The 23,098-nt window shown below is 35.3% G+C and carries 26 protein-coding genes, 2 tRNA genes and 1 riboswitch; of the genes, 16 read left to right on the plus strand and 12 right to left on the minus strand.

What is annotated here, in order from left to right; all coding sequences use genetic code 11:
• Positions 1 to 233 precede the first annotated feature (233 nt).
• Complete coding sequence (locus tag SYN6308_RS11135) at positions 234 to 887, minus strand: TetR/AcrR family transcriptional regulator (RefSeq protein ID WP_017294521.1); 654 nt, start codon at positions 885 to 887, stop codon at positions 234 to 236.
• A 280-nt stretch (positions 888 to 1,167) separates the two neighbouring features.
• On the opposite strand from SYN6308_RS11135, the gene SYN6308_RS11140 reads away from it, so the two are divergent.
• The 3 genes from SYN6308_RS11140 to SYN6308_RS11150 all read left to right on the plus strand — a co-directional run bounded on the left by SYN6308_RS11140 (position 1,168) and on the right by SYN6308_RS11150 (position 4,742).
• Complete coding sequence (locus tag SYN6308_RS11140; RefSeq protein WP_017294522.1) at positions 1,168 to 2,436, plus strand: D-alanyl-D-alanine carboxypeptidase; 1,269 nt, start codon at positions 1,168 to 1,170, stop codon at positions 2,434 to 2,436.
• Between the two features lie 165 nt (positions 2,437 to 2,601).
• Positions 2,602 to 3,051, plus strand: a complete 450-nt coding sequence (tsaE, locus tag SYN6308_RS11145) for a tRNA (adenosine(37)-N6)-threonylcarbamoyltransferase complex ATPase subunit type 1 TsaE (RefSeq protein WP_017294523.1) — start codon at positions 2,602 to 2,604, stop codon at positions 3,049 to 3,051.
• 341 nt (positions 3,052 to 3,392) lie between these two features.
• On the plus strand, positions 3,393 to 4,742 hold the full coding sequence (locus SYN6308_RS11150) for a hemolysin family protein (RefSeq protein WP_017294524.1): 1,350 nt from the start codon (positions 3,393 to 3,395) through the stop codon (positions 4,740 to 4,742).
• Positions 4,743 to 4,745: 3 nt separating this feature from the next.
• On the opposite strand, the gene SYN6308_RS11155 is transcribed toward SYN6308_RS11150, so the two are convergent.
• Together SYN6308_RS11155 and SYN6308_RS11160 are read right to left on the minus strand one after the other, a co-directional pair.
• The gene (locus SYN6308_RS11155) at positions 4,746 to 5,435 is read right to left on the minus strand and encodes a lysophospholipid acyltransferase family protein (protein ID WP_017294525.1); all 690 of its coding nucleotides are present in this window, start codon (positions 5,433 to 5,435) and stop codon (positions 4,746 to 4,748) included.
• A 165-nt stretch (positions 5,436 to 5,600) separates the two neighbouring features.
• Positions 5,601 to 5,674, minus strand: a tRNA-Pro gene (locus tag SYN6308_RS11160).
• 557 nt (positions 5,675 to 6,231) lie between these two features.
• On the opposite strand from SYN6308_RS11160, the gene trpA reads away from it, so the two are divergent.
• The 9 genes from trpA (at position 6,232) to rpmA (ending at position 15,769) form a co-directional block, all read left to right on the plus strand.
• Complete coding sequence (trpA, locus tag SYN6308_RS11165; RefSeq protein WP_017294526.1) at positions 6,232 to 7,023, plus strand: tryptophan synthase subunit alpha; 792 nt, start codon at positions 6,232 to 6,234, stop codon at positions 7,021 to 7,023.
• A 135-nt stretch (positions 7,024 to 7,158) separates the two neighbouring features.
• Positions 7,159 to 7,902, plus strand: a complete 744-nt coding sequence (gene purC / locus SYN6308_RS11170) for a phosphoribosylaminoimidazolesuccinocarboxamide synthase (protein ID WP_017294527.1) — start codon at positions 7,159 to 7,161, stop codon at positions 7,900 to 7,902.
• 36 nt (positions 7,903 to 7,938) lie between these two features.
• Entirely contained in the window at positions 7,939 to 10,215 is a 2,277-nt protein-coding gene (locus SYN6308_RS11175; RefSeq protein ID WP_017294528.1) for a BamA/TamA family outer membrane protein, read from the plus strand.
• Between the two features lie 111 nt (positions 10,216 to 10,326).
• Positions 10,327 to 12,006, plus strand: a complete 1,680-nt coding sequence (locus SYN6308_RS11180; RefSeq protein WP_017294529.1) for an ABC transporter permease — start codon at positions 10,327 to 10,329, stop codon at positions 12,004 to 12,006.
• Between the two features lie 96 nt (positions 12,007 to 12,102).
• Positions 12,103 to 12,239, plus strand: a riboswitch (cyclic di-AMP (ydaO/yuaA leader).
• A gap of 269 nt (positions 12,240 to 12,508) precedes the next feature.
• Positions 12,509 to 13,117, plus strand: coding sequence for an exopolysaccharide biosynthesis protein (locus SYN6308_RS11185; RefSeq protein WP_017294530.1), 609 nt, complete (start codon positions 12,509 to 12,511; stop codon positions 13,115 to 13,117).
• 37 nt (positions 13,118 to 13,154) lie between these two features.
• Positions 13,155 to 14,492 (plus strand): ArsB/NhaD family transporter, encoded by a 1,338-nt coding sequence (locus tag SYN6308_RS11190; RefSeq protein ID WP_017294531.1) that lies wholly within the window; start codon positions 13,155 to 13,157, stop codon positions 14,490 to 14,492.
• 80 nt (positions 14,493 to 14,572) lie between these two features.
• A complete protein-coding gene (locus SYN6308_RS11195; RefSeq protein ID WP_052312636.1) occupies positions 14,573 to 14,830 on the plus strand; it encodes a hypothetical protein in 258 nt (85 codons plus the stop codon).
• 232 nt (positions 14,831 to 15,062) lie between these two features.
• Positions 15,063 to 15,440, plus strand: a complete 378-nt coding sequence (rplU, locus tag SYN6308_RS11200; protein ID WP_017294533.1) for a 50S ribosomal protein L21 — start codon at positions 15,063 to 15,065, stop codon at positions 15,438 to 15,440.
• Positions 15,441 to 15,496: 56 nt separating this feature from the next.
• Positions 15,497 to 15,769: a 50S ribosomal protein L27 gene (rpmA, locus tag SYN6308_RS11205; RefSeq protein WP_017294534.1), complete on the plus strand. Its 273-nt coding sequence runs from the start codon at positions 15,497 to 15,499 to the stop codon at positions 15,767 to 15,769.
• 198 nt (positions 15,770 to 15,967) lie between these two features.
• Here rpmA and SYN6308_RS11210 read toward each other — a convergent pair.
• The 4 genes from SYN6308_RS11210 to SYN6308_RS11225 form a co-directional block, all read right to left on the minus strand.
• Positions 15,968 to 16,038, minus strand: a tRNA-Gly gene (locus SYN6308_RS11210).
• 142 nt (positions 16,039 to 16,180) lie between these two features.
• The gene (nth, locus tag SYN6308_RS11215) at positions 16,181 to 16,825 is read right to left on the minus strand and encodes an endonuclease III (protein WP_017294535.1); all 645 of its coding nucleotides are present in this window, start codon (positions 16,823 to 16,825) and stop codon (positions 16,181 to 16,183) included.
• 51 nt (positions 16,826 to 16,876) lie between these two features.
• Positions 16,877 to 17,215 carry a P-II family nitrogen regulator gene (locus tag SYN6308_RS11220; protein WP_017294536.1) on the minus strand — a complete coding sequence of 113 codons (339 nt, stop codon included), beginning with the start codon at positions 17,213 to 17,215 and terminating at the stop codon, positions 16,877 to 16,879.
• Positions 17,216 to 17,756: 541 nt separating this feature from the next.
• A complete protein-coding gene (locus tag SYN6308_RS11225; RefSeq protein ID WP_017294537.1) occupies positions 17,757 to 19,280 on the minus strand; it encodes an AAA family ATPase in 1,524 nt (507 codons plus the stop codon).
• Positions 19,281 to 19,322: 42 nt separating this feature from the next.
• Here SYN6308_RS11225 and SYN6308_RS11230 point away from each other — a divergent pair, with 42 nt between their 5' ends.
• The 4 genes from SYN6308_RS11230 (at position 19,323) to SYN6308_RS11245 (ending at position 20,656) form a co-directional block, all read left to right on the plus strand.
• The gene (locus SYN6308_RS11230; RefSeq protein ID WP_017294538.1) at positions 19,323 to 19,895 is read left to right on the plus strand and encodes a zeta toxin family protein; all 573 of its coding nucleotides are present in this window, start codon (positions 19,323 to 19,325) and stop codon (positions 19,893 to 19,895) included.
• On the plus strand, positions 19,888 to 20,067 hold the full coding sequence (locus tag SYN6308_RS11235) for a hypothetical protein (RefSeq protein WP_017294539.1): 180 nt from the start codon (positions 19,888 to 19,890) through the stop codon (positions 20,065 to 20,067). The genes SYN6308_RS11230 and SYN6308_RS11235 overlap by 8 nt, the downstream gene beginning before the upstream one ends.
• A 79-nt stretch (positions 20,068 to 20,146) precedes the next feature.
• Positions 20,147 to 20,386: a DUF4926 domain-containing protein gene (locus tag SYN6308_RS11240; protein WP_026102032.1), complete on the plus strand. Its 240-nt coding sequence runs from the start codon at positions 20,147 to 20,149 to the stop codon at positions 20,384 to 20,386.
• Positions 20,387 to 20,404: 18 nt separating this feature from the next.
• Positions 20,405 to 20,656 (plus strand): DUF7683 domain-containing protein, encoded by a 252-nt coding sequence (locus SYN6308_RS11245; protein ID WP_017294541.1) that lies wholly within the window; start codon positions 20,405 to 20,407, stop codon positions 20,654 to 20,656.
• A 68-nt stretch (positions 20,657 to 20,724) separates the two neighbouring features.
• Here the strand turns inward: SYN6308_RS11245 and SYN6308_RS11250 are convergent, their stop codons facing one another.
• From SYN6308_RS11250 to SYN6308_RS11270, 5 genes are read right to left on the minus strand one after another with little or no spacing between them, the layout of a single operon-like run.
• Positions 20,725 to 20,928: a DUF2997 domain-containing protein gene (locus tag SYN6308_RS11250; RefSeq protein WP_017294542.1), complete on the minus strand. Its 204-nt coding sequence runs from the start codon at positions 20,926 to 20,928 to the stop codon at positions 20,725 to 20,727.
• A 45-nt stretch (positions 20,929 to 20,973) separates the two neighbouring features.
• A complete protein-coding gene (locus tag SYN6308_RS11255; protein WP_017294543.1) occupies positions 20,974 to 21,357 on the minus strand; it encodes a DUF1257 domain-containing protein in 384 nt (127 codons plus the stop codon).
• Positions 21,358 to 21,402: 45 nt separating this feature from the next.
• Positions 21,403 to 21,804 (minus strand): helix-turn-helix domain-containing protein, encoded by a 402-nt coding sequence (locus tag SYN6308_RS11260; RefSeq protein ID WP_017294544.1) that lies wholly within the window; start codon positions 21,802 to 21,804, stop codon positions 21,403 to 21,405.
• Positions 21,788 to 22,087 carry a type II toxin-antitoxin system HigB family toxin gene (locus tag SYN6308_RS11265; RefSeq protein ID WP_017294545.1) on the minus strand — a complete coding sequence of 100 codons (300 nt, stop codon included), beginning with the start codon at positions 22,085 to 22,087 and terminating at the stop codon, positions 21,788 to 21,790. The genes SYN6308_RS11260 and SYN6308_RS11265 overlap by 17 nt, the downstream gene beginning before the upstream one ends.
• Before the next feature lie 50 nt (positions 22,088 to 22,137).
• On the minus strand, positions 22,138 to 22,986 hold the full coding sequence (locus SYN6308_RS11270; RefSeq protein ID WP_017294546.1) for an AAA family ATPase: 849 nt from the start codon (positions 22,984 to 22,986) through the stop codon (positions 22,138 to 22,140).
• Between the last annotated feature and the right edge of the window lie 112 nt (positions 22,987 to 23,098).

Below are 23,098 nucleotides of genomic sequence, written 5' to 3' on the forward strand. Positions count from 1 at the left end.
CCCCTTATCACCCTATCCCCTCATCACCCCCTCACCCCTCACCTCATCACCCCTCCCCTCATCACCCCCTCACCTCATCACCCCCTCACCTCATCACCTCCTTACCTCATCACCTCCTTACCTCATCACCCCCTCACCTCATCACCCCTCACCTTATCACCCCCTCCCCTCATCACCCCTTCACCTCATCACCCCCTCCTCTCATCACCCCCTCCTCTCATCACCCCCTTCCCTCAATCTTTTCCGATACCTTTTTCTAAAGTAGTGACGAAATCATCAAGGGTTTGATTAATGGCGGTAATATTTAGTGGGGTATCTTCTTTGACTAATTTTTGTACTTTGATACCTAAATATCTGGGAATAAATTGTCTTAATTCGTTTCCCATGGTGACAATCATAAAAGCCACTATATCGGGATTAATATATTTTGGTAGTTGTCCGATTTCGATCGAATACTCGATTTTTTCTTTAATAAAAGCAATAGAAACGGCTTTAGTACGGCGAAAAACTTCGTCACGAAAAGGAATATCGCCATAATGAGGGTTTCTAAACAAAATTTGTGTAAAATAAGGATGATTTAACTGAAAATCAAGGGCTGTTTTCAGTAAAGCCCGTAAGTAGGGAAAAAAACCGTCTTCAATGGCGGGTAAATCGGCATTTTCCATAAATGATTTTTGCTTGGCAATGCCTATATCAACTAGATATAAATATAAATCTTCTTTTCCTTCAAAATATTGATAAAAACTACCTTTGGCAATTTTGGCTTCCAGCACAATGCGAGATATAGAGACAACTTCATAGCTATGATTAGCAAATTGTTGGAGGGATTTTTCAATAATTATTTGTTGTTTTGCCTCCGATAAATTAAAAAAAGTTTGAGTGGGCATATTTTTCGTGAAATTGAATATTTAAAACATTGAAATGAAAATTAGATATAGTATATTGATTACTCAAACTATTGCCTACTGACACTGGATACTGTTGAATCATAACTGCGTTGTCGAAGTGTTGTCTCTTGCTTATTTTCTCTCATCAACTTAGATACTTCCTAGCTTATAATTATTGGTATTTAACTTAATCAGGGGGACTGAAGATGGTAGCATCTATCATAAGTGTCAAAACTAAAGTACAGTTATAATGATTGATTATTAATTGTTCACGCTTCTCATGTTTTTCTCTCAATTATTAGCCTTTTTGTTTCTTCCCTCTCAAGCGCCTTCTTTACCGGTGATTCCTTGGCATGAAGCCTCTATTTTTCAGATACCGATCGATCGAGACCCTCAAGTTCAGGTTATAGTAGATCAATATCTCCAAACTCTTGCTCGTCAAGGTTTAGATACCAAAAGACAAGGGATTTGGATACAGTCCGATTGGGCAATTCTAGCAGATAATCAAGGAAAAATACCTGTACCAGCGGCATCTTTAACTAAAATCGCTACTACTATCACTTCGATCGATACATGGGGTTTAGATCATCGTTTCTTAACAAAAGTTTACACCACTGGCGCAATTAATAACAACATATTACAAGGTAATTTAATCATAGAATACGGCGGTGATCCTTTATTTGTCTGGGAAGAAGCCATTGTATTAGGAAATAAGTTACAACAATTAGGTATTAATCAGGTAAAAGGTGATTTGATTGTAGTAGGTAATTGGCAAATGAATTATGAGGAGAGTCCCCTCAAATCAGGAGAAATGTTAAAACAGAGTCTTAATAGTAAAAACTGGTCAAGAATCATCGAAAAACAGTATCAGGAGATGAAAAATAAACCCGATCGAGCAAACATTGAAATACAGGGTTTAGTTAAAAAAGTTGAGACACTACCTGATAACACACAATTATTATTAACTCATCAATCCTTAACTTTAAGGGAAATATTGCGATCGATGAACGTTTATAGTAATAATAAAATAGCCGAATCTCTAGCGCAACAAATGGGAGGAGGAGCAAAAGTTGCGCAATTATCAGCTAAAATTGCCAATGTACCACCCGAAGAAATTTTACTCATCAATGGCTCAGGTTTGGGTGTGGATAATCGTATTTCTCCTCGTGCTTCTTGTCGAATGTTGATGGCTTTAGAAAGACAGTTAGAAGGTAGTAATATTAACCTCAGTGACTTATTTCCTGTGGCTGGAGTTGACAAAAAAGGTACGGTAGAATATCGTAATATTCCCTATGGTATTCCCACTAAAACAGGTACTTTATCGGTAGTTAGCGCCCTTGCGGGGGTAATTCCTACCCAAGAGAGAGAGAATATCTATTTTGCTGTCATCAATTATGGTAGTGACGTGGAAGGCTTGAGACGCAAACAAGATGTTTTACTCCGTAATTTAGAGCAACATTGGACATTTCAACCTTTATTACCTAAAAATTCGATCGATATTTCTTTTGGCGATATGGAAAGGAATGGAGAATTGAAAATTGAGAATTGAGAATTATTTATTCTATTTTTGTCATTGCTAGGCACGAAACAATCTCAGAGTATTGTAGGTTGGGTTGAGGATACGAAACCCAAAAATAATCGATTATTTTTAATGTATAACTGATTAAGTGAACGTGATATTATAATATTTTTTTACGGCTAATTTATTAACTATATGAATGAAAAAATAAGAGAAATTATTTTACTTGCTGATGAAGAAGCGACTAAAAAATTAGGGCAATATTTAGCCGAACAATTAAGCCCTAATAGTGTCTTATTATTAAGAGGAAATTTAGGAGCTGGAAAAACTACTTTAATTCAAGGATTAGGCGAAGGATTAGGTATTCAAGATTCGATCGTCTCCCCCACTTTTACTTTAATTAATGAATATTCTGAAGGGAAAATACCTCTTTATCACATCGATTTATACCGTTTAAATGCAGAACAAATCAAAGAATTACATCTTGAAAATTATTGGTTAGGGATTGAATATGAAGCAGGAATAACTGCGATCGAATGGTCAGAATTATTACCTTATTTACCTCCTAAATATATTAAAATAAATTTAGAAATAGACGATCGATTAGGTAGAAAAGCAACCATCGAAAGAAGTAATTATAACTAAAATAGCGAATGGAAATCCCTAGTATATTTTTCTGTTAGACACATCTTACTTAACAAAAATATTGGCTCTCTTACTTCTCGTCGTGATAAATTATGTCTAAAAAAAGGTGTTAGGTATTAGGTGAAATGCAAACTGTCAATTTATAACAATTGCATTTTTAAAATTCTGTAAATATTATAAAATTTTGATAAGTTTGATTTAAAATACTCTCAATGACATAGAGTGGATATTTTTTCCATAAAACATGAAATAATAATAGAGACGAATGATTAAATCAAAATCTTATTATCTGTTAACATAAATGACTTTATGATTTTTCCGATATTTTTTGAGGAATATTAATGAATTGGCAGACTATATTGTTTAGAGTATCAGCAATTTTTCTTTTAATCGCTATCAATGCTTTTTTTGTCACCGCAGAATTTGCGATCGTTTCCGTGAGAAAATCGAGAATTGATCATCTAGTCATTGATGGAGATATACCTGCTCAAAGTGTACAATCATTACAAAAAAGTTTAGATCGTCTTCTATCTAGTACCCAATTAGGTATTACTCTTTCTAGTTTAGCATTAGGTTGGATCGGGGAATATACTATGGCAATGTCCATACAATATTTAATTTCTTTATTGCCATTTCCGCCACAATTTATTATTCCCCTCAGTCACTCCCTTTCTATTCCCATTGCTTTTTTTTCGTTGGTATATTTACAGATAGTTTTTGGGGAATTGTTTCCTAAATCCTTAGCTTTATTGTATCCTGAACAGTTAGCTCGTTTTTTAGCACCTCCTATCAGTGTTATTGGTAAAATCTTTAAGCCTTTTATTGATATTCTTAATCAATCCACCCGTTTTTTATTGAAGTTATTTGGCGTAGAATATACTGGACAAGGTTGGTATAAACAAGTTACTCCTGAAGAATTACAGTTAATCATCAAAACGGAAAGGGATTCATCGGGATTGGAAGCGGAGGAAAGAGAATTATTAAGTAATGTTTTTGAGTTTGGAGATGTGGAGGCGTTGGAGGTGATGACTCCTCGTGTGGATATTAAAGCCTTAAATTTATCCGCAACTTATCAAGATTTATGGTTAGAAATTTCGGATACGAAACATTCTTGTTACCCCGTGATGGGTGATTCTTTGGATGATATTCGGGGTATTGTGGATTTTAAGGATTGTTTAAATATTTTAGGGGATAATCCTCTTGATTTGCAAAGTTCGATCACAAAGTGGCATTGCTCGATCGAACCTTTAGTTAAACCCGTGCGTTTTTTACCCGAATCCACTTATTTAAGTGAATTGTTGACTATAATGCAACAATATCGATTGAAAATGGTCATTATTGTGGATGAATATGGAGGCACATCTGGATTAGTCACCATGCAGGATTTAATCAACGAAATTTTAGGAGATGATGAAAGCCAATCAGAGGATGATAATTTTAATATTACGGTTATTGACGAGCAAAATTTTTTAATTCCTGCGCAAATAAATTTAGAGGAATTAAACGATTTATTAGATTTTAATTTACCTTTAATTGACGACTATCAAACTTTAGGGGGTTTTTTAGTTTATCATTGGCAAAAAATACCGAAACCCTACGAGGTGTTTAATTTTGACTCCTATCAATTTACCGTAACAGACATGGATGGTCCTCGTATCATTAGAATTAAAATCACCCTCAAAGACAATTAATTGTTAATTGTACATTGTCAGAGACTTCGCTAAATCGGCAGTTAACAAAAAACTACTTTCCCTAGAGGATTTACCCGGATAATTTTTCACCGTTAAACACTCTCCAATTTTCACGGAAACACTGCAACCTCTTTCGGGAATTGGTTGACTATATTTAATGGTGACAGGCAAAATTTTCACTTCTACTTCAGGCTTGGCGGTTTCCACTTCTAAGGCGATTTTGGCAACTCCCCTTTTTAAAGGTTGTACATCATCGGTACGATATATATTACCTTCGGGAAAAATTACCACCATCTCCCCCTGAGATAATAAGTCGAAACTATGGCGTAAACTGTCCATACCGGGTCGATCGGTATTAACCTCGAAGCCCCCCATGCGTTTAATAACCCAGCCTTGTATGCCCTTCATTTCGTTGGCTGACACCATAAAGTGAGGGTTTCTCCCACTGACTAATTTTCCCGTAGCATAAGGAACTATTAACGCATCCCAACGAGAACGATGAGTGGGTGCAATAATTACCGCACCTGTTTTGGGTACATTTTCTTTGCCGATAATTTCAATCTTTTTGAAGAAAATAGGGAAGATTAATCTGGTGGTGAGGGGATACACTAATTTGATTAACCAAGGTGAGATATGAGAAGTTATCTGACTTTCATGGTGATATATTTGAGGTTGTATTGATGTTTTATTCATAATAACGATAACTCTATAAATATTTACTATATCTCTAGGTTAGAACTATTGTGCCATTAAGGGGAGTTCGATCGTGCCACTTTGCAATCTTTCACAATCTTTAAACTACTACTTAACAGACGAAAATTTTTCTGTCATCAAGACCATTAATTTGACACTGTACGATCGGGATGACAGGATTTGAACCTGCGACATCCTGCTCCCAAAGCAGGCGCGCTACCAAGCTGCGCTACATCCCGTTTTAAACCTTATCCATCATAACCTAATTATGGTTATTTGTGCAAGTTCACTTATTCTTTCATAGACAATTAATTCACTCCAATTCCTGATGAGGCGTTGCCTTATAGTATTCTACCTCAGTTCGATGCAAGAATGTTTGATAAGGGCAGGTTTCAGGTGTAATTTTCAGTAGATTATATAATTCGATCAAAGAATTGAAGATAAAAAAATCAATTAGGATATATTTTTTGTCAATTCTTTAACCCTTTCCGATACCTGACACCTGACACCTTTACAGCACCAAAAATTTTATGGTTCACTCAGGTTATTTTGATAAGTTTAAGAGTTAGAAGATAGGAGAAATACTTAAAAATCAAAGTTTTGATACTTCTTCTATACAAAATTAAACAAGTTCATTTTATCAAAAATGATCCAATATGTACAATAATTTAACTATCAATGATAATTTAATGTAGATTTTTTGGGATTTTATCATTAACCACCTTACAATAAATTCTATTTCGATCGAGACTATTCTTTTCCTCGGTCAATTATTAACTATTAATTATTCACTATAATGATTTCAGTTTCTCAACGTTTTAACCAGCTTAAACAAAAATCTCAATGTGCCTTAATTCCCTTTATTACCGCCGGTGATCCAAACTTAGACACTACAGTAAGAGCTATCGAACTTTTAGCCCAAAATGGCGCAGATATGATTGAATTAGGTGTACCTTATTCTGATCCTTTAGCAGATGGTCCTGTAATTCAAGCGGCGGCAACTCGTGCTTTAAAACAAGGGGTTTGTTTAAATGATGTCCTCAATATCGTCAAGAATGTTAAGGTTGATATTCCCATTATATTATTTACTTACTATAATCCTATTTTTTATCGAGGAGTAGAAAACTTCATATCTACCATTGCGGATGCTGGAGTTAAGGGTTTAGTTGTACCTGATTTACCCCTTGAGGAAGCCGAAAGTTTCTTGGAAATCGCTCAAAATTATGGTATCGAAGTAACTTTATTAGTAGCACCCACTTCCCCCCTAGAGAGAATTGAACAAATTGCCTTAAAATCTCAAGGTTTTATTTATCTCGTCAGTGTCACGGGTGTAACAGGAGTTCGATCGAACATAGAGGCAAGAGTGGAAGATTTAATCAGTAAATTAAAAACCGTTACTGATAAACCCATCGGTGTCGGCTTCGGTATTTCTGAACCTGCCCAAGCATTACAAATGAAACAATGGGGAGCGGATGGTGTAATTGTAGGTAGTGCTTTTGTGAAAAAACTGGCAAATCTCGATGGAGAAAAGGGTTTACAAGAATTAGCAACTCTGTGTCACCATCTTAAACAAGCAATTAACAATTAACAACTAACAATTAACAATTAACAAAGTATCTCCCTGTCCACTTGCCTGTCCACTTGTCCACCTGTCCACCTGTCCACCTTGTCTTCTAATGGTATAATATTCGGGCTTGAGATTTTTTATTTATAAACGGTGATTATGTCCACACAGACAAAACTATACGAGGGTAAAGCCAAAATAGTATATACAACGGCGAACGATCGAGAATACTTAACCTATTTTAAAGATGACGCTACGGCTTTTAATGCCCAGAAAAAAGGCACGATCGAAGGTAAAGGAAGTATTAACTGTACAATATCATCAGCATTACTGGAATTATTGGGCAAAAAAGGCATTGAAACCCATTTTTTGACTCAAAAGTCAGAAAGGGAAATGTTAGTCAAGGCGGTGGAAATTATCCCCTTAGAAGTGGTAGTGAGAAATATAACGGCTGGAAGTTTATGTAAACAAACGGGTTTACCTGAAGGGCAAACATTACCTTTCCCTTTAGTGGAATTTTACTTGAAAAATGACGACTTGGGCGATCCCCTCTTGACAATCGATCGACTTACACTGTTAAATATAGCCACCCCAGAACAAATATCGGAATTGAAAGAAAATGCCCTGAAAATTAATCAATATCTCAGGGAATTTTTTGCTAGTTGTGATATAACTTTGGTGGATTTTAAATTAGAATTTGGTTTAGACAAGGAAGGAAATATCATTTTAGCGGATGAAATTAGCCCTGATACTTGTCGTTTATGGGATTGTTTGGAACAAGATATAGAAAAAAGAGTCTTGGATAAAGATCGTTTTCGTCGAGATTTAGGTAAAGTAGAATCAGCATATCAGCAAGTACAAAAAAGAGTGTTAACTCAAATTGAAAAACTGAAAAATAGTTAGTATATTTAAAAACAATATTGCAATTAAATTTGGTGTGTGGCAGTGAAAAACAACAACAAAAAATCTAGTTATTTAACCGATAATCAGGGTAAATGCTCTGTTAAGTTACCTTTTAAGAGATTAACAGGAAAGGACCTTGGTTCAAACCCTGATAGTCAGTTATTTTGGCGAAAAACCCTAATTTTGACCTTATTATCGAGTTTAGGGTTAACTAATCCCATGAAAGCTATGACAGAATCGGAAACTCTTACCGCCTCCATTCCCATACCTGTTTCCCCTGCGGAAGAATCAGCACCCGAAGCCATTGCTTTGTCACCCCAACCGAATCCCCTATATTCTTCTACTCCTATTCCCGTCTTATTTCCCGATGTGTCAGGGGCAGATACAACTAAAAATTTAATTGCTCAAACAGAAACAAATCCCCCTCAAACAACCCCTCAAGTAACTCCAACTCCCCCTCAAACAACCCCTCAAGTAACTCCAACTTCCCCTCAAACAACTCCTCAACCCACCTCAGAAGAAGCTAGAGTATTAGTTTCCGAAGTCGATATTGCTGGAGTAGATGGGGAATTAAAAGACTTAGTTTATAACACTATTAGAACAAATCCGGGACGTACCACCACTCGATCGAGATTACAAGAAGACATTAACGCTATTTACGCTACAGGTTATTTTAGTAACGTCAGAGTTACCCCCGAAGATACTCAATATGGTGTAAAAATTACTTTTGAATTGCAACCAAACCCAGTGTTAAATCGCCTAGAGATTGATACTCTTCCTGCTAAAAGTGATGGACAAAGTTCCTTACTACCCAAAGAAGTCATAGACAAAGCCTTTGAAGATCAGTATGGAAGAATCTTGAATTTAAGAGACTTACAAGAAGGCATCGCCGAGTTAAACAAATGGTACACTGATAATGGTTATGACTTAGCACAAGTAGTCGGAGCGCCTCAAATTAGCCCTGATGGAGTCGTTACCCTCATAATTGCAGAAGGACAACTAGAGAATATTCAAGTAAGATTCTTTAACGAAGAAGAAGAAGAAGTCAACGGCAAAACTAGAGATTTCATTGTCACCAGAGAAATGAAACTAAAACCGGGGGATGTTTTTAACCGCCGTACCGCTCAACAAGACTTACAAAGGGTATTTGGCTTAGGCATTTTTGAAGATGTAAAACTCTCCTTTAGCCCCGGAGAAGACCCTTCTGAAGTTGTCATGAATGTTGACATAGTAGAAGGCAAAAGTGGTTCTTTAGGAGCAGGTGCGGGTATAAGTTCCTCCAGTGGTTTATTTGGAACGGTGAGCTATCAAGAACGAAATTTTGGCGGTAACAATCAAACCCTTGGTACAGAATTTCAGTTAGGAGAGAGAGAGTTATTATTTGACTTGAATTTTCAAGACCCTTGGATTGCAGGTGATCCTTATCGTACTTCTTATAGTGCGAACCTTTTCCGTCGTCGATCGATCTCGTTGGTATATGATGGTACAGATACAGAAACTATCCGTACAGAGGTTAATAACGATAGTCCTAGGGTTGTGCGCACAGGTGCTGGTATTTCTTTTTCTCGCCCTTTGAGTGAAGATGTTTTTACCCCCGCACAATGGGTAATTAGTACAGGGATTCAATATCAAAACATCGAAGTACAAGATGCTGACGGCGATCGATCTCCCCGTTCAGGTGAAGCCTTTGGGAATCAAAAATTAGCCTTTAATAACAGTGGTGTTGATGATTTGATTACGGTAAGATTAAACGCTGCGCAAGATACTAGAAATAATAGTTTAAACCCTACCAGTGGTAGTTTATTGCTCTTAGGTATGGAACAAACTGTACCTCTTACTTCTATTTTATACAATCGTATCCGTGCCAATTATAGTTATTATTTACCAGTGAAATTGCTCAATTTTGATTTTATGGAAGGTCCTCAAGCCTTCGCTTTTAACTTTCAAGCAGGAACGGTTTTAGGAGATTTACCCCCCTATGAAGCCTTTGTTCTCGGTGGTAGTAACTCCGTTCGAGGCTACGGAGAAGGAGATTTAGGGAACGGTCGATCGTACTTTCAAGCTACGGCAGAATATCGTTTTCCCATCGTTTCTTTCTTAGGTGGTACGGTATTCTTTGACTATGGTACAAATGTTGGTTCTCAGGGTGCAGTCATCGGTAAACCTGCAGAAGTAAGAGGTTTAAGCGGTGATGGTTTTGGTTATGGTTTAGGGGTAAGGGTACAGTCTCCCGTTGGTCCGATTCGTATTGATTATGCTATCAATGATGAAGGGGATAGTCGTGTTCATTTTGGCATTGGCGAAAAATTCTAATTCATAAAGCAATATTAATGTTCGTAGTAAGGGTTTTAACCCTTTTTTTCCCAATTTTTGAAGATGCCGAATGGCTAAAGCCATCACTACAAACTTGTTTGATAATTTTCTATGAAAACATCCTCTGTTTCACAATCTTGGTTAAATCAACTACCGAATTATCTTTGGTATCTATCCTTGGGATCGATCGCATTCTTAATTTCTTTACCAATTCTCACCGTTGCTAGTAGTATTTTTGCTGATCATCAGGAAATTTGGCAACATTTACGAGATACTGTACTCAAGGATTATATTGTTAACTCTCTGATTTTAATGATGGGAGTTAGTATTGGTGTCCTGATTATTGGGGTTAGTTGTGCATGGTTAGTCACCATGTGTGAGTTTGTGGGAGCGAGTACCTTTGAATGGTTACTTTTAATGCCTCTAGCCGCTCCTGCTTATATTCTGGCTTATAGTTATACCAGTATGTTAGAGTATTTTGGACCTGTGCAAATATGGTTAAGAAGTTTTTTTGGATGGGAAAGTATTGATGACTATTGGTTTCCCTCTATTCGCAATATCGGAGGGGCGATCGTACTGTTGGTATTAGTGTTATATCCCTATGTTTATCTTTTAGCTAGGGTTGCCTTTTTAGAACAGTCCACCTGTACTGTAGAAGCAAGTCGATCGCTCGGTTATAATCCTTGGCAGAGTTTTCTTAAAGTAGCGTTACCCTTAGCTCGTCCTTCCATTGTGGCAGGTTTAGCCTTGGCTTTGATGGAAACTTTGAATGATTTTGGTACAGTACAATATTTTGGGGTGAGTACTTTTACCACAGGTATTTATCGCACATGGTTTGGCATGGGTGAAAGAGTCGCCGCCGCGCAGTTGGCTTCTTTTTTGATGGTATTTGTACTTATTTTAATCTTTTTAGAGCGTCGATCGAGAGCTAATGCCCGTTACTATCAAACTAATAGCGTCAATCAGCAAATACCCCGTTTTGAGTTGAATTGGTGGCGCAGTATTCTGGCTTTTGCTAGTTGCTCGATTCCCGTTTTGCTAGGTTTTATTATCCCTACTATCTACCTCTTAGATTTAACGATTCGTAATCGAGAAGAAACTCTTAATGATAGTTTTTGGACTTTAACCCAAAATAGCCTTCTCCTAGCGATAATTAGTGCCATCATCGCTATTATTATCGGTTTATTCATGGCTTATGGGCAAAGGTTAATACCCCATACCATTCTTAATATTTCTGTGCGTATTTCCTCTATGGGTTACGCCATACCCGGTTCAGTTATTGCCGTTGGCATCATGATTCCTCTAGGTATCTTCGATAATAGTCTCGATGAATGGATGTTCAATAATTTTAACATCTCCACAGGGTTGTTACTCAGTGGCACGATCATTGCCTTAGTTTATGCCTACCTTGTGAGATTTTTAGCGGTATCTTTCAATACCATCGAATCTAGCCTAGGAAAAATTAAACCTAACCTTGACGATGCTTCTCGTAGCCTTGGTTATGGAGCATTTTCTACTCTCTTTAAAATTCATTTACCCCTCCTTGGGGGCGGACTTTTAACCGCTTTAATGTTGGTTTTTGTGGATGTGATGAAAGAATTACCTGCCACCTTAGTGATGCGTCCTTTCAACTTTGATACTTTAGCGGTGAGGGTATATCAATACGCTTCCGATGAGCGACTCATTGAAGCATCAGCACCTGCTTTAGCTATCATGTTAGTAGGTATTATTCCTGTTATCTTCCTCAGTTATCGTATTGCTCAATCTCGATCGATCGTCAGTAGAGATTAAAATATTAATTTATTGCTTTGATTCATTTTGAGGTTTTTCTTTGGTGTTAATCGATACACCAAAATTTCGATCGTTGCGTTATAATTAATTTTACCCAGAGTCAGTCAGCCTAGTTCCAATAAAATGGAAGCGGGGGAACCAATTTAGGGGCTTATTTCTAAGATTTTACTAGAAAAGAACATCTCTCAGTTCTAGCCCGTCAGCTAACCTCGTAGGCATTGAGAGGAGACTAAAGAATTAACATTTTCAATGTTACAAATTCATTTAGGTATTCCTATTGACCAAACTCTTCATTGATCATCCTTTTTGAATTTGAGGTTTATTTATTTAATGATTTATTTCTAACCATTATTTTTCATAAAAATTACTCATTTATTTCTATTGTTTAGCTTGTCTAAAAATAGTTAAATTTTTAGGTATTTAAAATTATTTTAGCTTTTAATTATTTGTATTTAAAGGCTAGTTTTTAGTAGTCAATTATTAAACAAATAACCAATATTAAATGAATTTAAGATTTTCTCAAGATTTAGAAGTTTTACTGAAACGTTTATTAGACAAACCTTTAAGTCTATCTGAAATTGTGAGTGAAACCTCAGAAAGAGGATTTAGTTTAGTACTTAGTATTTTAGCATTACCTTTTTTATTTCCTTTAATTCCCCCCGGTGTTTCTACTATTTTAGGCAGTGGATGTTTATTTTTAGGTTTACAAATGGCTTTAGGAAGGACATCTCCTTGGCTACCTTCAAAAATAGCACATTTTCAATTTCCCCGAAATTTTACCCGTCAAATTCTAAGTAATTTTAAAAGGATTAGCCGTAGATTAGAAAAAATGATTTCCCCCCGTTGGTTAAGTGTTTCAGAGAATAAATTTTTTTGGAAAATCAATGGATTTTGTATCGCTTGGTTAGCTTTTTTGTTGATGTTACCGATTCCTTTTACTAACCCTTTACCCGCAGGAATTATCTTACTTTTAGCTATCGCTACTTTAGAAGCTGATGGTTTATTAATTTGTATCGCTTATGTTTTAACTATTTTTGCTACTTTATTTTTTGCGTTTTTAGGCTACGCAATTTGGAAAACCCCAGAAATATTACCTTCTATTTTTCAATAACTAAATTATTCATTTTTATTTATCACCACTTATCACTATGACTGATTTATCTAGCATCATCGCCGCCTCTGTTTTTATTGTCGTTATCGGATTAATTATGTCCGAAAAATTACATTTGACGATCGCCGCTTTATTGGGTGCATTAATTCTAGTTTTTACCCATACTTTAACTTTAACAGAAGCCATCGCCTATATTAGCAGAAGTCACGCTACTTTAGTTTTGTTTTTTGGCGTGATGGTATTAGTGAGAGCATTTGAACCTACAAAAATATTTGAGTATTTAGCGACTCAAATGGTCTTAATTGCTAAAGGTAGAGGTAAAGTACTATTATTAGGTATAATTGGCATTACTACTCCTATTTGTGCAGTTCTACCAAACGCTACAACGGTAATGTTATTAGCTCCCTTAATTCCGCCCCTAGCGGAAGAAATTGGGGTTAATTTTGTGCCATTGCTGATATTAATGGTTTTTGTGGCAAATAGTTCAGGGTTGATTACTTTGGTCGGTGATCCCGCTACTTTTATTGTGGGAGATGCGATTAACATGAGTTTTATTGACTATATACAAAGATTAAGTATCGGTGGAGTTATAGCGGTAATTAGCGTTGCTATTGCGACTCCTTTTCTATTTCGGGATGTTTGGAAAACAAAATTTACGCACCTTGAAGATTTACCTCACCCCAAGGTTAATCATCCTAGAATGTTAGCATTAGGGGCATTAATTATGGCTTTTGTGTTGATATTTTTCGTCATCGGGGATTCTTTGTCAACTCCGATTTCTCCTGCGGCGGTAGCTTTATTAGGGGCGGCATTGGCTTTATTGTTAGCTCATCATAGTAAAATTGATACGGTTCACAATATCCTCAAAGATGTAGATTGGAGTACTCTGATTTTTTTCATGTCTATTTTTGTTTTAATTGGAGGCTTAGAAAAAACAGGAGTTGTCAGCAGTTTATCGGGATTATTGGCACTTGTTTTAGGTACAAATATTTTTTTAGGCTCGATCGTGCTAATTTTTGTAGTAGGACTATTATCTAGTGTTGTGCCTAATATTCCTTTAGTGGTGGCAATGGTACCCTTATTAAAAGAATATTTAGTTAATGTGGGGTTAGTTGGTACTGAAGTACTTGATCCTAATTTCGCAGGACAATTTCCTCCTGAAGTTTTACCCCTATTTTACGCTATGATGTTTGGTGCAACCTTGGGGGGAAATGGTACTTTAGTGGGGGCATCTTCTAATATTGTCGCCGCAGGTATTGCAGAACAACACGGTAAAGAAATTTCTTTTCATACTTTCTTGAAATACGGATTGCCGATGATGGGAATACAATTAGTTGTTTCTGCTATTTATCTAGGACTATTTTTTGTATTTTAAATATCTTCTCTCCAATTTTCCTGAGTTACTTATAATGGTTAGTCAATAAGAGTAAAATCAGAAATATGAGAGGAGGAAACATGAATTTTAGTGTCAAAAATGGTGCTACTAAAAAGGGTACAAAAGGAGTTCCAGATTTGTTAGATCCAAATATACTTAAATCAGCTAGAGATATTTACCTAACCTATTGTTATTTTCATGTGAAATTAGTTAAACCTCCTATTGGAGTAGCTATCGATAGAACTACCCATAGAGGACAATTATTATTTACCAAAAAACCGATTTTATTACCTTGGGAAAATTTTATCCCCATTAATCAAATTGAATCAGAAGTTTAAGCATTTGCATTTATTTATAAAAAAATTAAGACTAAACTCACAATCATTTTTTCCCAATCCCCCAATCCCCCAATACTTCACCAAGAAATTGATGGTTCACTGAGGTTGACAGGGGTAACTCGATCGAGATATAATGAACGATTGTGTGTTAAATCATGTTCGGATCAGGTAAAAGAAGCAGGAAAAGAAAATCACTGCTACCTGTACGGCAGTATATAAAAAGGAAATTAGTATGACTTACGCAGTAATCGAAATCTGTGGCAAACAACTAAAAGTTGAAGCCGGTAGATTTTATGATCTCGATCGCATTGATGTAGAATTAGACGGTGAATTAACCATTGACAAAGTGTTATTAATTCATCATGAAGACGAAATTCATGTAGGGCAACCTTACATTGAAAGTGGTAGCGTTGGCGGTACAATTATCGGACATCGTCGGGGGAAAAAAGTGATTGTATATAAAATGCAACCCAAAAAGAAAACCCGTAAAAAAAGAGGACACAGACAAGAATTAAGTCGCTTATTGATTAACTCTATTAGTTTAGGGGATAATGTGTTAGCACAGGAATCGATGGAAACTGTAGAAACAGAAGTTGCCGTTGAGGCATAAGATTAAGCATAATATCTTATAAATATAAAGAATAAATTTACTAGGAGTAAAAATTAATGGCACATAAGAAAGGTACGGGTAGTACTAGAAACGGGAGAGATTCTAATTCTAAGCGCTTAGGCGTAAAACGTTACGGCGGTGAATTAGTTAAAGCTGGTAATATTTTAGTTCGTCAACGTGGCACTAAAATCTATCCCGGTAATAATGTTGGTATCGGTAAAGATGATACTCTTTTCGCTTTAATCGAAGGTATTGTGACTTTTGAACATAAAACCGCTAGTCGTAAAAAAGTTAGTGTTTATGCTGTAGAAGTAGCACCAGCAGCCTAAAGTTAACTAGGTTTAGGTTTTCAAAAAACAATGTAGGGGTTGAACAATGTTCAACCCTTTCTTTTTATAGCTTTCTGATTTATCAGGCAAATAAATATTAGACTTGTCCAATATTTAACAGAATAAGGGTTAAAACCCTTACTACAAACAAATTAAAAATCTTTTCTGAAGAAGTCTATTATATAAAAATTTGATTTAAGCGGGTGGGGGGAATCGAACCCCCATCATTAGCTTGGAAGGCTAAGGTTTTACCACTAAACTACACCCGCAAGGATTGTTTAAAGCACATATAATAATATAACGAAAAAAATTAAACTTGTCAATAGAAATTATAAAATCTATAAAAACTATTTTTATTGTGTAATTGCTCAACTTTTTTTCTGTCATTGCGAGGTAACGAAGCAATCTCCTTTAAGACTTCGTTGATTTTTGATAATATTTACATAGATGATTTAAGGCACATTCTTCACAATGGGGCTTTCTGGCGTTACAAACCGCTCTACCGTGATATATAAGCGCGATCGAAAAATTTTCCCATTCGGGTTGAGGTAACAATTTCATCAAGTCTTGTTCGATATGTATGGGGTTCGATTTTGTGGTTAATCCTAGGCGGTTACTGAGCCTTTTAACGTGGGTATCCACCGTTACCCCTTCAATGATGCCAAAAGCGTGGGCTAACACCACATTAGCCGTTTTTCGTGCGACTCCTGCTAGGGTTAATAATTCTTTCATGGTTTGGGGTACATTTCCGTTAAATTCTGTGACGATTTTTTGACAGGCTAAATGAATATTTTTGGCTTTGTTGCGATAAAATCCCGTGGAATGGATTAAGGTTTCGATTTCGGTTCGATCGCCCTGAGCAAAACTTTCGGCGGTAGGAAAACGCTTAAACAGTGCTGGAGTGACTTTATTTACCCTTTCATCGGTACATTGAGCAGATAAAATGGTGGCGACTAACAATTGTAAGGGCGTTTCATAGTTTAAACTACAGGTAGCGTTGGGATAAAGTTGCTTGAGAATATTTAATATTTCGATCGATTTCTTTTTTTTCGTCATTATAGATTAATTCCTAAAACCTAACACCTAAAACCTAACACCTTTTGAAAACTAGATAGCTTCTAAATTTTTCTCACCAGTTCTAATACGGATGGTTTCTTCCACAGGAGAAATAAAGATTTTGCCATCACCAATTTCCCCAGTACGGGCGGCTTGAACAACTTTATCTACTACCATATCGACTTGACTATCTTCTACGACAATTTCTACTTTGAGCTTTTGTAAAAACTCTACGGTATATTCAGAACCACGATAGCGTTCTGTTTGTCCTTTCTGACGACCAAAACCACGCACTTCTGATACAGTCATACCCACAATCCCAGCGTTAACTAAGGCGATTTTGACTTCATCTAGTTTAAAAGGACGGATAATTGCTTCTATCTTTTTCAATGTAATGACTCCTCTGATTTTATTTACTTTTATATAACTTATACAATTTTTCTGTTATTTTCTAACACTCTTACTTGACCAATTTTTGTAACAATCAATACATTTAATTAATAATCGGCGGTTATTCAAGGATTTCTTGATAAATAGTTACTAATTAGGGTTTGTTGAAAAAGTATTTATCGATTAGGGAGATAGGAGTTAGGAGACAGGAGATAGGAGAAATACTGAAACATCAAGGTTTTGATGCTGTTAATAGATAGAATGAGTATAGTTGTATTTTAAAAAATAAGATTAAAAGTGTTGAATTTTTTAATAAAAATCCTTAAAACTGCACACTTTTTGGTTAATGTATTATGCCTAAACTGTTGATTTTAATAGCTTTCTGATTCCCAAGCGCAAACCCTAATTAAGCTAGTTTGCATTTAAGTTTATTGGTAAGGATACAGGATAGTTTTATGACGCACGTTTCATGATAGTTATATATTAATAATGTTAACCTTTCTTAACATTTATTCTAAATTTTATAACAAATACATAACAGTTATCTAATATCTAATTGCAAAGGCACAAATTCTAACTCCGCTTGTCTGACTTCCTCGAAAGATGCTGATTGCGCCCTACCTTCTTTTAACCAATTTCTTAAGAGTTCGATCGTCTCTTTCTGGGATACTGATAACGGTACTTGATTTTTCAGCGCTTTTGTCACATCCTGATTATTAAACTCTCGGTTTTGGTTAAATCCCAAATACATGGCATCGATTATCGCCTGTTCAATTTCTGCCCCTACATAACCCTCACAAATACCACTCAAGGTTTTAATATCAAAATCTTCAGGAAACCGATTTCGCTTCTTCAAATGTACCGCTAAAATTTCTTCCCTTTCCGCTTTGGTGGGTAAATCAAGGAAAAATATCTCATCAAAACGCCCTTTTCTCAACAATTCTGGCGGTAACTGACTGATATTATTAGCAGTGGCTACCACAAAACAAGGCGCGGTTTTTTCCTGCATCCACGTTAAAATCGTACCAAAAACCCTCGTACTTGTACCGCCGTCTAATCCTCCAGAAGCAAAAGCCTTCTCCATTTCATCTATCCACAACACGCAAGGGGCAACGGTTTCCGCTAACTGTAAGGCTTGGCGAGTCCGTTCTTCGGATTGTCCTACCAATGAGCCAAACAATGCTCCAATATCTAATTTAAGTAAAGGTAAACGCCATAACCCTCCTATCATCTTCGCTGTTAAACTTTTACCCGTGCCGGGGATACCAATTAAAGCAATGCCTTTCGGTGCAGGTAATCCATAATCCTTTGCCTCTTGACTAAATGCCCTTTCTCTCAGTCTTAGCCATTGTTTGAGAATTTCTAATCCTCCCACGTCATTGGGAGTTTCATGCACAGCATAAAATTCTAAGGCTTGGGATTCTCGAATAATCTGCTTTTTCTCCTCAGTAACTATATTTATATCCCTATCATCTAATCTACCATTAGATACGATCGCCTTCGCAAATACCCGTTGCGCTTGGGCGGTGGTTAAACCAAGGGAGGCTTGAATGAGTTTTTCCTTTCCTAACGGAGTAAGATTCACTTTCACCCCCGGAGTTTTTGCCAAAGTATTTAAAACTCCTTCTAATTCCCTTTCTTTAGGTAAAGGAAACTCTACCATTACCGCTTCATCCTTTAATTCTGGTGGAATGCTATTGAGGGGAGATGTCACCAACATCGATTTTTTCGTCATCTTTAATCGTTGGGCGACACTGCGCAACTTGCGTTTAATGGTGTCATTTTTCCAACAATCATGAAAATCTTTGAGAATAAATAGAGCGTCTGTACTAGCTTTTTCAATTTGTTCGAGGGCGGTTAAGGCATCTTTGGCAGTGGGAAGGGAGGCTTTGTCATTGGTGAGGGAAATAAATCCATCGGCAACATCCCAACTAATACAGGGGCGTTGATTTTGATTACATACTTGTTTAATGGTTTGTATCCCTCTTTCTTCTTCCTGAGTAACAAGAATCATCAAGGTAAATCTCGCTCGAAGATAGGTGTCTAATTCTTGTGGAAAACTCATAGGCTTATAATGGGATAAAGTTGGATTTATGGGTGAGGATAAATGCCCGATATTTATGTTATCAGTGGGGCAAACGGTTCAGGTAAAACTACCTGTGCGATGACAATTTTACCACAGTTTTTGCAGATAATGGAATTTGTTAACGCTGATGAAATAGCAAAGGGTATTTCTCCTTTTAATCCTGAATCAGTGGCGATTCAAGCGGGTAAAATAATGTTAGAGAGATTGGATTTACTAACGAGTCAAAGAAAAGATTTTGCCTTCGAGACTACTTTATCATCTCGTCACTATGCTAGGTTTTTGAGAAAATGTCGGCAAATGGGTTATACCGTTAATTTACTTTATTTTTGGTTACAGTGTCCAGAATTGGCAATTAATCGGGTGAAAAGAAGGGTTGAAAGTGGTGGGCATAATATCCCTGAAGATGTCATTATTCGCCGTTATCAAAGAGGTTTAACTAATTTATTTAAGTTATATTTACCCTTATGCGATAATTGGTTAATTTATAATAATTCTCAGGAAAATATCGAGTTAGTTGCAACTTATTTTGAGAATGAATTAACTGTTGATAATTCTTATTTATGGTCTAAAATTAAAGGTGATTATAATGAGTAAAAGAGACTTAAATCCTTTGTTTCAAACAATCGATCGAGGTGTCAAATTAGCTGTTAAAGAAGCTATTAATAAACATCGAAAATTAGATGAAGCAATTAGTATTTATCAAGATGGTAAAATTATAACCTTAAAAGGTGATGAAATTGCCAAATTTTTAGATGATAATTCCTGATATATTATTTCTATTTTCATATTTAGTAAAATTTAAAGAGATTGTCATTCCGAGAGTAGCGAGGAATCTCCGAGATATTATGAAGAAAATAAAAGATTTAGACTTAGTTGCTTTGTTAGAAGATATTACCACAACCCATTATGAAACGGGAGAAAAAATTAAATTATATAAGGGGCAAATTGGTACAGTAGTAATGGAATATGATGGTACAGCTTTTGAGGTAGAATTTAGTAATAATAATGGTGAAACCTATGCAATGGAAACTCTAAAAACTGAACAATTAATGTTATTACATCCTGATTTAGTCCTTTCTGTTTAGATATTTAAAGTCATTATAATGATTAAAAGATTTTTTCGATCGTTTGATAAAAACGGAGAAGATTTAGTAGGAGAAAAACCCTTAAATAATCTTAATCTTGAAGAACTACAAAAACTGTTTAAAGTTGATAGTAATAATCCTATGTATGATTGTTACTTAATAGAAAATAAAGAGCAATTTGATTATTTACAAAATAAATTTAATGTGAAATTAAATGATGAATTATATGATTATTATTTAGAAACTGATACCTTTTCGGAAGATAACTAAAGTATCTCTTAAAGACACAGGCAAGATGCCTGTTTTACGGTGGGAAAAACATAAATAAAATCGAGATATTAACTCCAATTAAATTCCTGATTTTTTATTTCTTGTACCATTTCCCCAGCTTCGGGTGTCATCTCTCGGCTAAGGATTTCACCGCCTAAAATTGCTTCTAAATCTTGGGTTAAGTCCAGACATTTTTGCCCTTTTACTCCCCTGATTTCTAATTTTACTTCTCCATTGTCATCGATAAAAATATCTATTTCTTGTAAGTCCATAATTTACCTCTTTTATTGTTAATTAATAATTAAATAATCACAATTTTAAGCCATTCTTCTTAACACTAAATGAATTTTATTTCCTTCTTCTACTTCCTCACTAACTAATGAAAATCCTTGCTCCTCTAGTTTACTTTTAGTGGCATGATAGGCGTATTTTTGGTTAAGGGTTTGCACAAATTGGGCTTGTGGTATATCCCTGATTCCCCACCAGTCGGCAACGATTTCGTAGTTGTCTTCCTGTTTCTGAAAGCCAATATCATAATTGGGATTACTGGTGAAAATTTTTAATTCGGCGTTGGTACGATTTCCCCTATAACCGTTAACTTGCACGTTGCCTTCTTGATATTTATAGCCTAAGTCTGTTAAGGCTTGTTTAAGGTATTCTTTTTCAACTATTTTCGTTTTTAAACGGGTAAAATGTGACATAGTTTTTAACTCTAATTATATAAAGTTTAAAATAAAAAAACTGGATTAAATAAATAATTCTGCATCAACTCGGAAAAAATCTGCTAAGGCTTTGGCTTGATCTTTACTAATATTTATTTTACTATTGACAATGTCAGAAACTACTTTTTTTGAACCTAGAATATCGACTAAATCCTCTTGTTTAATATCTTTTTGTTCCATTAAAAATAATAATAATGAATGGGGATTTGTACTATTACCACATAAATAATATTCCCTTTCAAATTTTTCTACTAGAACAATTAATAATTGATATAATTCTTCTTCTTCGGGAGTTAAATTTTTTTTGTGCATTAACTCCTCAATTATTTCTAATACCTGTTCATTTTCTGTTTCCGTTTTAATAATTTTAGGCGAATATTTAGTTAAAATTTCTTTATATTTATCTAGGTTAAAAGTAAGGGTCATTTTTCCACTTGTTTTTATCATAGTCGGTATGAGTGAGAATATATTTTATATAAATTAATTGGTGCTGATAATCAATGCTAACAATTAGTCGATATTGATTTCCTTTAATATTAAATACTGTAAAGTTACCGACTGCTTCGGCAGAAGGAAAAATAGATTGAACATCTATTAAGTTTTGCCAATGGGCTTTACTGGCTATTTTATACCAGCTATCTAATGCTGTGTGAATTGTTCTGTTTTTTTGGGCAAATTCCCTAATTTTTCGATAACTGATAACGTGCATAAATTGAGATGTCAAAAATTATCGGTATTCTTGATGAGAGTAACATTATTTTACCATGATGATAACATTTTCTCCTCAATGGTTGGATTTATTCTCGGTATGCCTCCCATTCTTCCTTGTAAATAACTTTTTCTGATGTCTTTATCATAACGAATATCATCATATTCACTTAAACCAATTAAGATAGTATTGCCGTCAAATTGTCTTTCTGTTATCCACATTTCATCTCTCCTTAATAATCTCTGATCCATTAATAATAAATCATGGGTTGTAAATATTAATTGATTTCGAGTTTCTGGGTGACAATTATTGAGGTAGGTTTCTAATATTTTTCTGGTTAATAGGGTGTGTAAAGATCGATCGATCTCGTCAATAATAAATACTTTGTTACTATGGGGATTTATTAAGTCTAATAAGACGGGAATTAAATCGATAATTCTTTTTGTGCCATCGGATTCTTGATATATCTCAAAGGGGATTTCTTCTTCTTGGGAGTGATGATGATAACTAATTAATTTTTTAGCGATTAATTCTCCCTTTTTACGGGTAATAATTATCGGTTCTTGTGTGCCTATTTTTTGGATTTTGACGGTTTCTCCTTCTTTTATTTCTGTTTTTAGTTTACTTTTTAAAAACTCTGAAATATCTATATTTTCTATTTTAATTTCTTCATTACCTAATCTAACAATTCCTGTATCTAAACCCATTAATATTTTATTCATGGTATTAAATAAGGGGTTATTTTCATCAATAAATTGTAAAAATGGTTGAAATCGATCGTCTGGGGCGATGAGTTCAAGGGAATATTTAAACCAGTCATAAATGGGCTTAAAAAGTTCTATTTGTTGATTAACAGTGTTGGTTAAAAATAGTTGATTATCCCTTGTAGGCGGAAACATAGGGTTCGTGTCATGAGGGGCAGTCTTCAAAAAAATAGTACAAATAAATTAGTTTTAAGGCTTGATTGATAAGTTATTTGAATCAAACTTGCCCATTTTCGCCTATTTATGG

Source organism: Geminocystis herdmanii PCC 6308, assembly GCF_000332235.1.
GTDB lineage: Bacteria > Cyanobacteriota > Cyanobacteriia > Cyanobacteriales > Cyanobacteriaceae > Geminocystis > Geminocystis herdmanii.

Excerpts from the sequence above, each read along its gene's own strand:
- SYN6308_RS11135 (WP_017294521.1), bottom strand. The coding sequence starts at position 887 with ATGCCCACTCAAACTTTTTTTAATTTATCGGAGGCAAAACAACAAATA.
- SYN6308_RS11140 (WP_017294522.1), top strand. The coding sequence starts at position 1,168 with ATGTTTTTCTCTCAATTATTAGCCTTTTTGTTTCTTCCCTCTCAAGCG.
- tsaE (WP_017294523.1), top strand. The coding sequence starts at position 2,602 with ATGAATGAAAAAATAAGAGAAATTATTTTACTTGCTGATGAAGAAGCG.
- SYN6308_RS11150 (WP_017294524.1), top strand. The coding sequence starts at position 3,393 with ATGAATTGGCAGACTATATTGTTTAGAGTATCAGCAATTTTTCTTTTA.
- SYN6308_RS11155 (WP_017294525.1), bottom strand. The coding sequence starts at position 5,435 with ATGAATAAAACATCAATACAACCTCAAATATATCACCATGAAAGTCAG.
- trpA (WP_017294526.1), top strand. The coding sequence starts at position 6,232 with ATGATTTCAGTTTCTCAACGTTTTAACCAGCTTAAACAAAAATCTCAA.
- purC (WP_017294527.1), top strand. The coding sequence starts at position 7,159 with ATGTCCACACAGACAAAACTATACGAGGGTAAAGCCAAAATAGTATAT.
- SYN6308_RS11180 (WP_017294529.1), top strand. The coding sequence starts at position 10,327 with ATGAAAACATCCTCTGTTTCACAATCTTGGTTAAATCAACTACCGAAT.
- SYN6308_RS11185 (WP_017294530.1), top strand. The coding sequence starts at position 12,509 with ATGAATTTAAGATTTTCTCAAGATTTAGAAGTTTTACTGAAACGTTTA.
- SYN6308_RS11190 (WP_017294531.1), top strand. The coding sequence starts at position 13,155 with ATGACTGATTTATCTAGCATCATCGCCGCCTCTGTTTTTATTGTCGTT.
- SYN6308_RS11195 (WP_052312636.1), top strand. The coding sequence starts at position 14,573 with ATGAATTTTAGTGTCAAAAATGGTGCTACTAAAAAGGGTACAAAAGGA.
- rplU (WP_017294533.1), top strand. The coding sequence starts at position 15,063 with ATGACTTACGCAGTAATCGAAATCTGTGGCAAACAACTAAAAGTTGAA.
- rpmA (WP_017294534.1), top strand. The coding sequence starts at position 15,497 with ATGGCACATAAGAAAGGTACGGGTAGTACTAGAAACGGGAGAGATTCT.
- nth (WP_017294535.1), bottom strand. The coding sequence starts at position 16,825 with ATGACGAAAAAAAAGAAATCGATCGAAATATTAAATATTCTCAAGCAA.
- SYN6308_RS11225 (WP_017294537.1), bottom strand. The coding sequence starts at position 19,280 with ATGAGTTTTCCACAAGAATTAGACACCTATCTTCGAGCGAGATTTACC.
- SYN6308_RS11230 (WP_017294538.1), top strand. The coding sequence starts at position 19,323 with ATGCCCGATATTTATGTTATCAGTGGGGCAAACGGTTCAGGTAAAACT.
- SYN6308_RS11235 (WP_017294539.1), top strand. The coding sequence starts at position 19,888 with ATGAGTAAAAGAGACTTAAATCCTTTGTTTCAAACAATCGATCGAGGT.
- SYN6308_RS11240 (WP_026102032.1), top strand. The coding sequence starts at position 20,147 with ATGAAGAAAATAAAAGATTTAGACTTAGTTGCTTTGTTAGAAGATATT.
- SYN6308_RS11245 (WP_017294541.1), top strand. The coding sequence starts at position 20,405 with ATGATTAAAAGATTTTTTCGATCGTTTGATAAAAACGGAGAAGATTTA.
- SYN6308_RS11250 (WP_017294542.1), bottom strand. The coding sequence starts at position 20,928 with ATGGACTTACAAGAAATAGATATTTTTATCGATGACAATGGAGAAGTA.
- SYN6308_RS11255 (WP_017294543.1), bottom strand. The coding sequence starts at position 21,357 with ATGTCACATTTTACCCGTTTAAAAACGAAAATAGTTGAAAAAGAATAC.
- SYN6308_RS11260 (WP_017294544.1), bottom strand. The coding sequence starts at position 21,804 with ATGACCCTTACTTTTAACCTAGATAAATATAAAGAAATTTTAACTAAA.
- SYN6308_RS11265 (WP_017294545.1), bottom strand. The coding sequence starts at position 22,087 with ATGCACGTTATCAGTTATCGAAAAATTAGGGAATTTGCCCAAAAAAAC.
- SYN6308_RS11270 (WP_017294546.1), bottom strand. The coding sequence starts at position 22,986 with ATGTTTCCGCCTACAAGGGATAATCAACTATTTTTAACCAACACTGTT.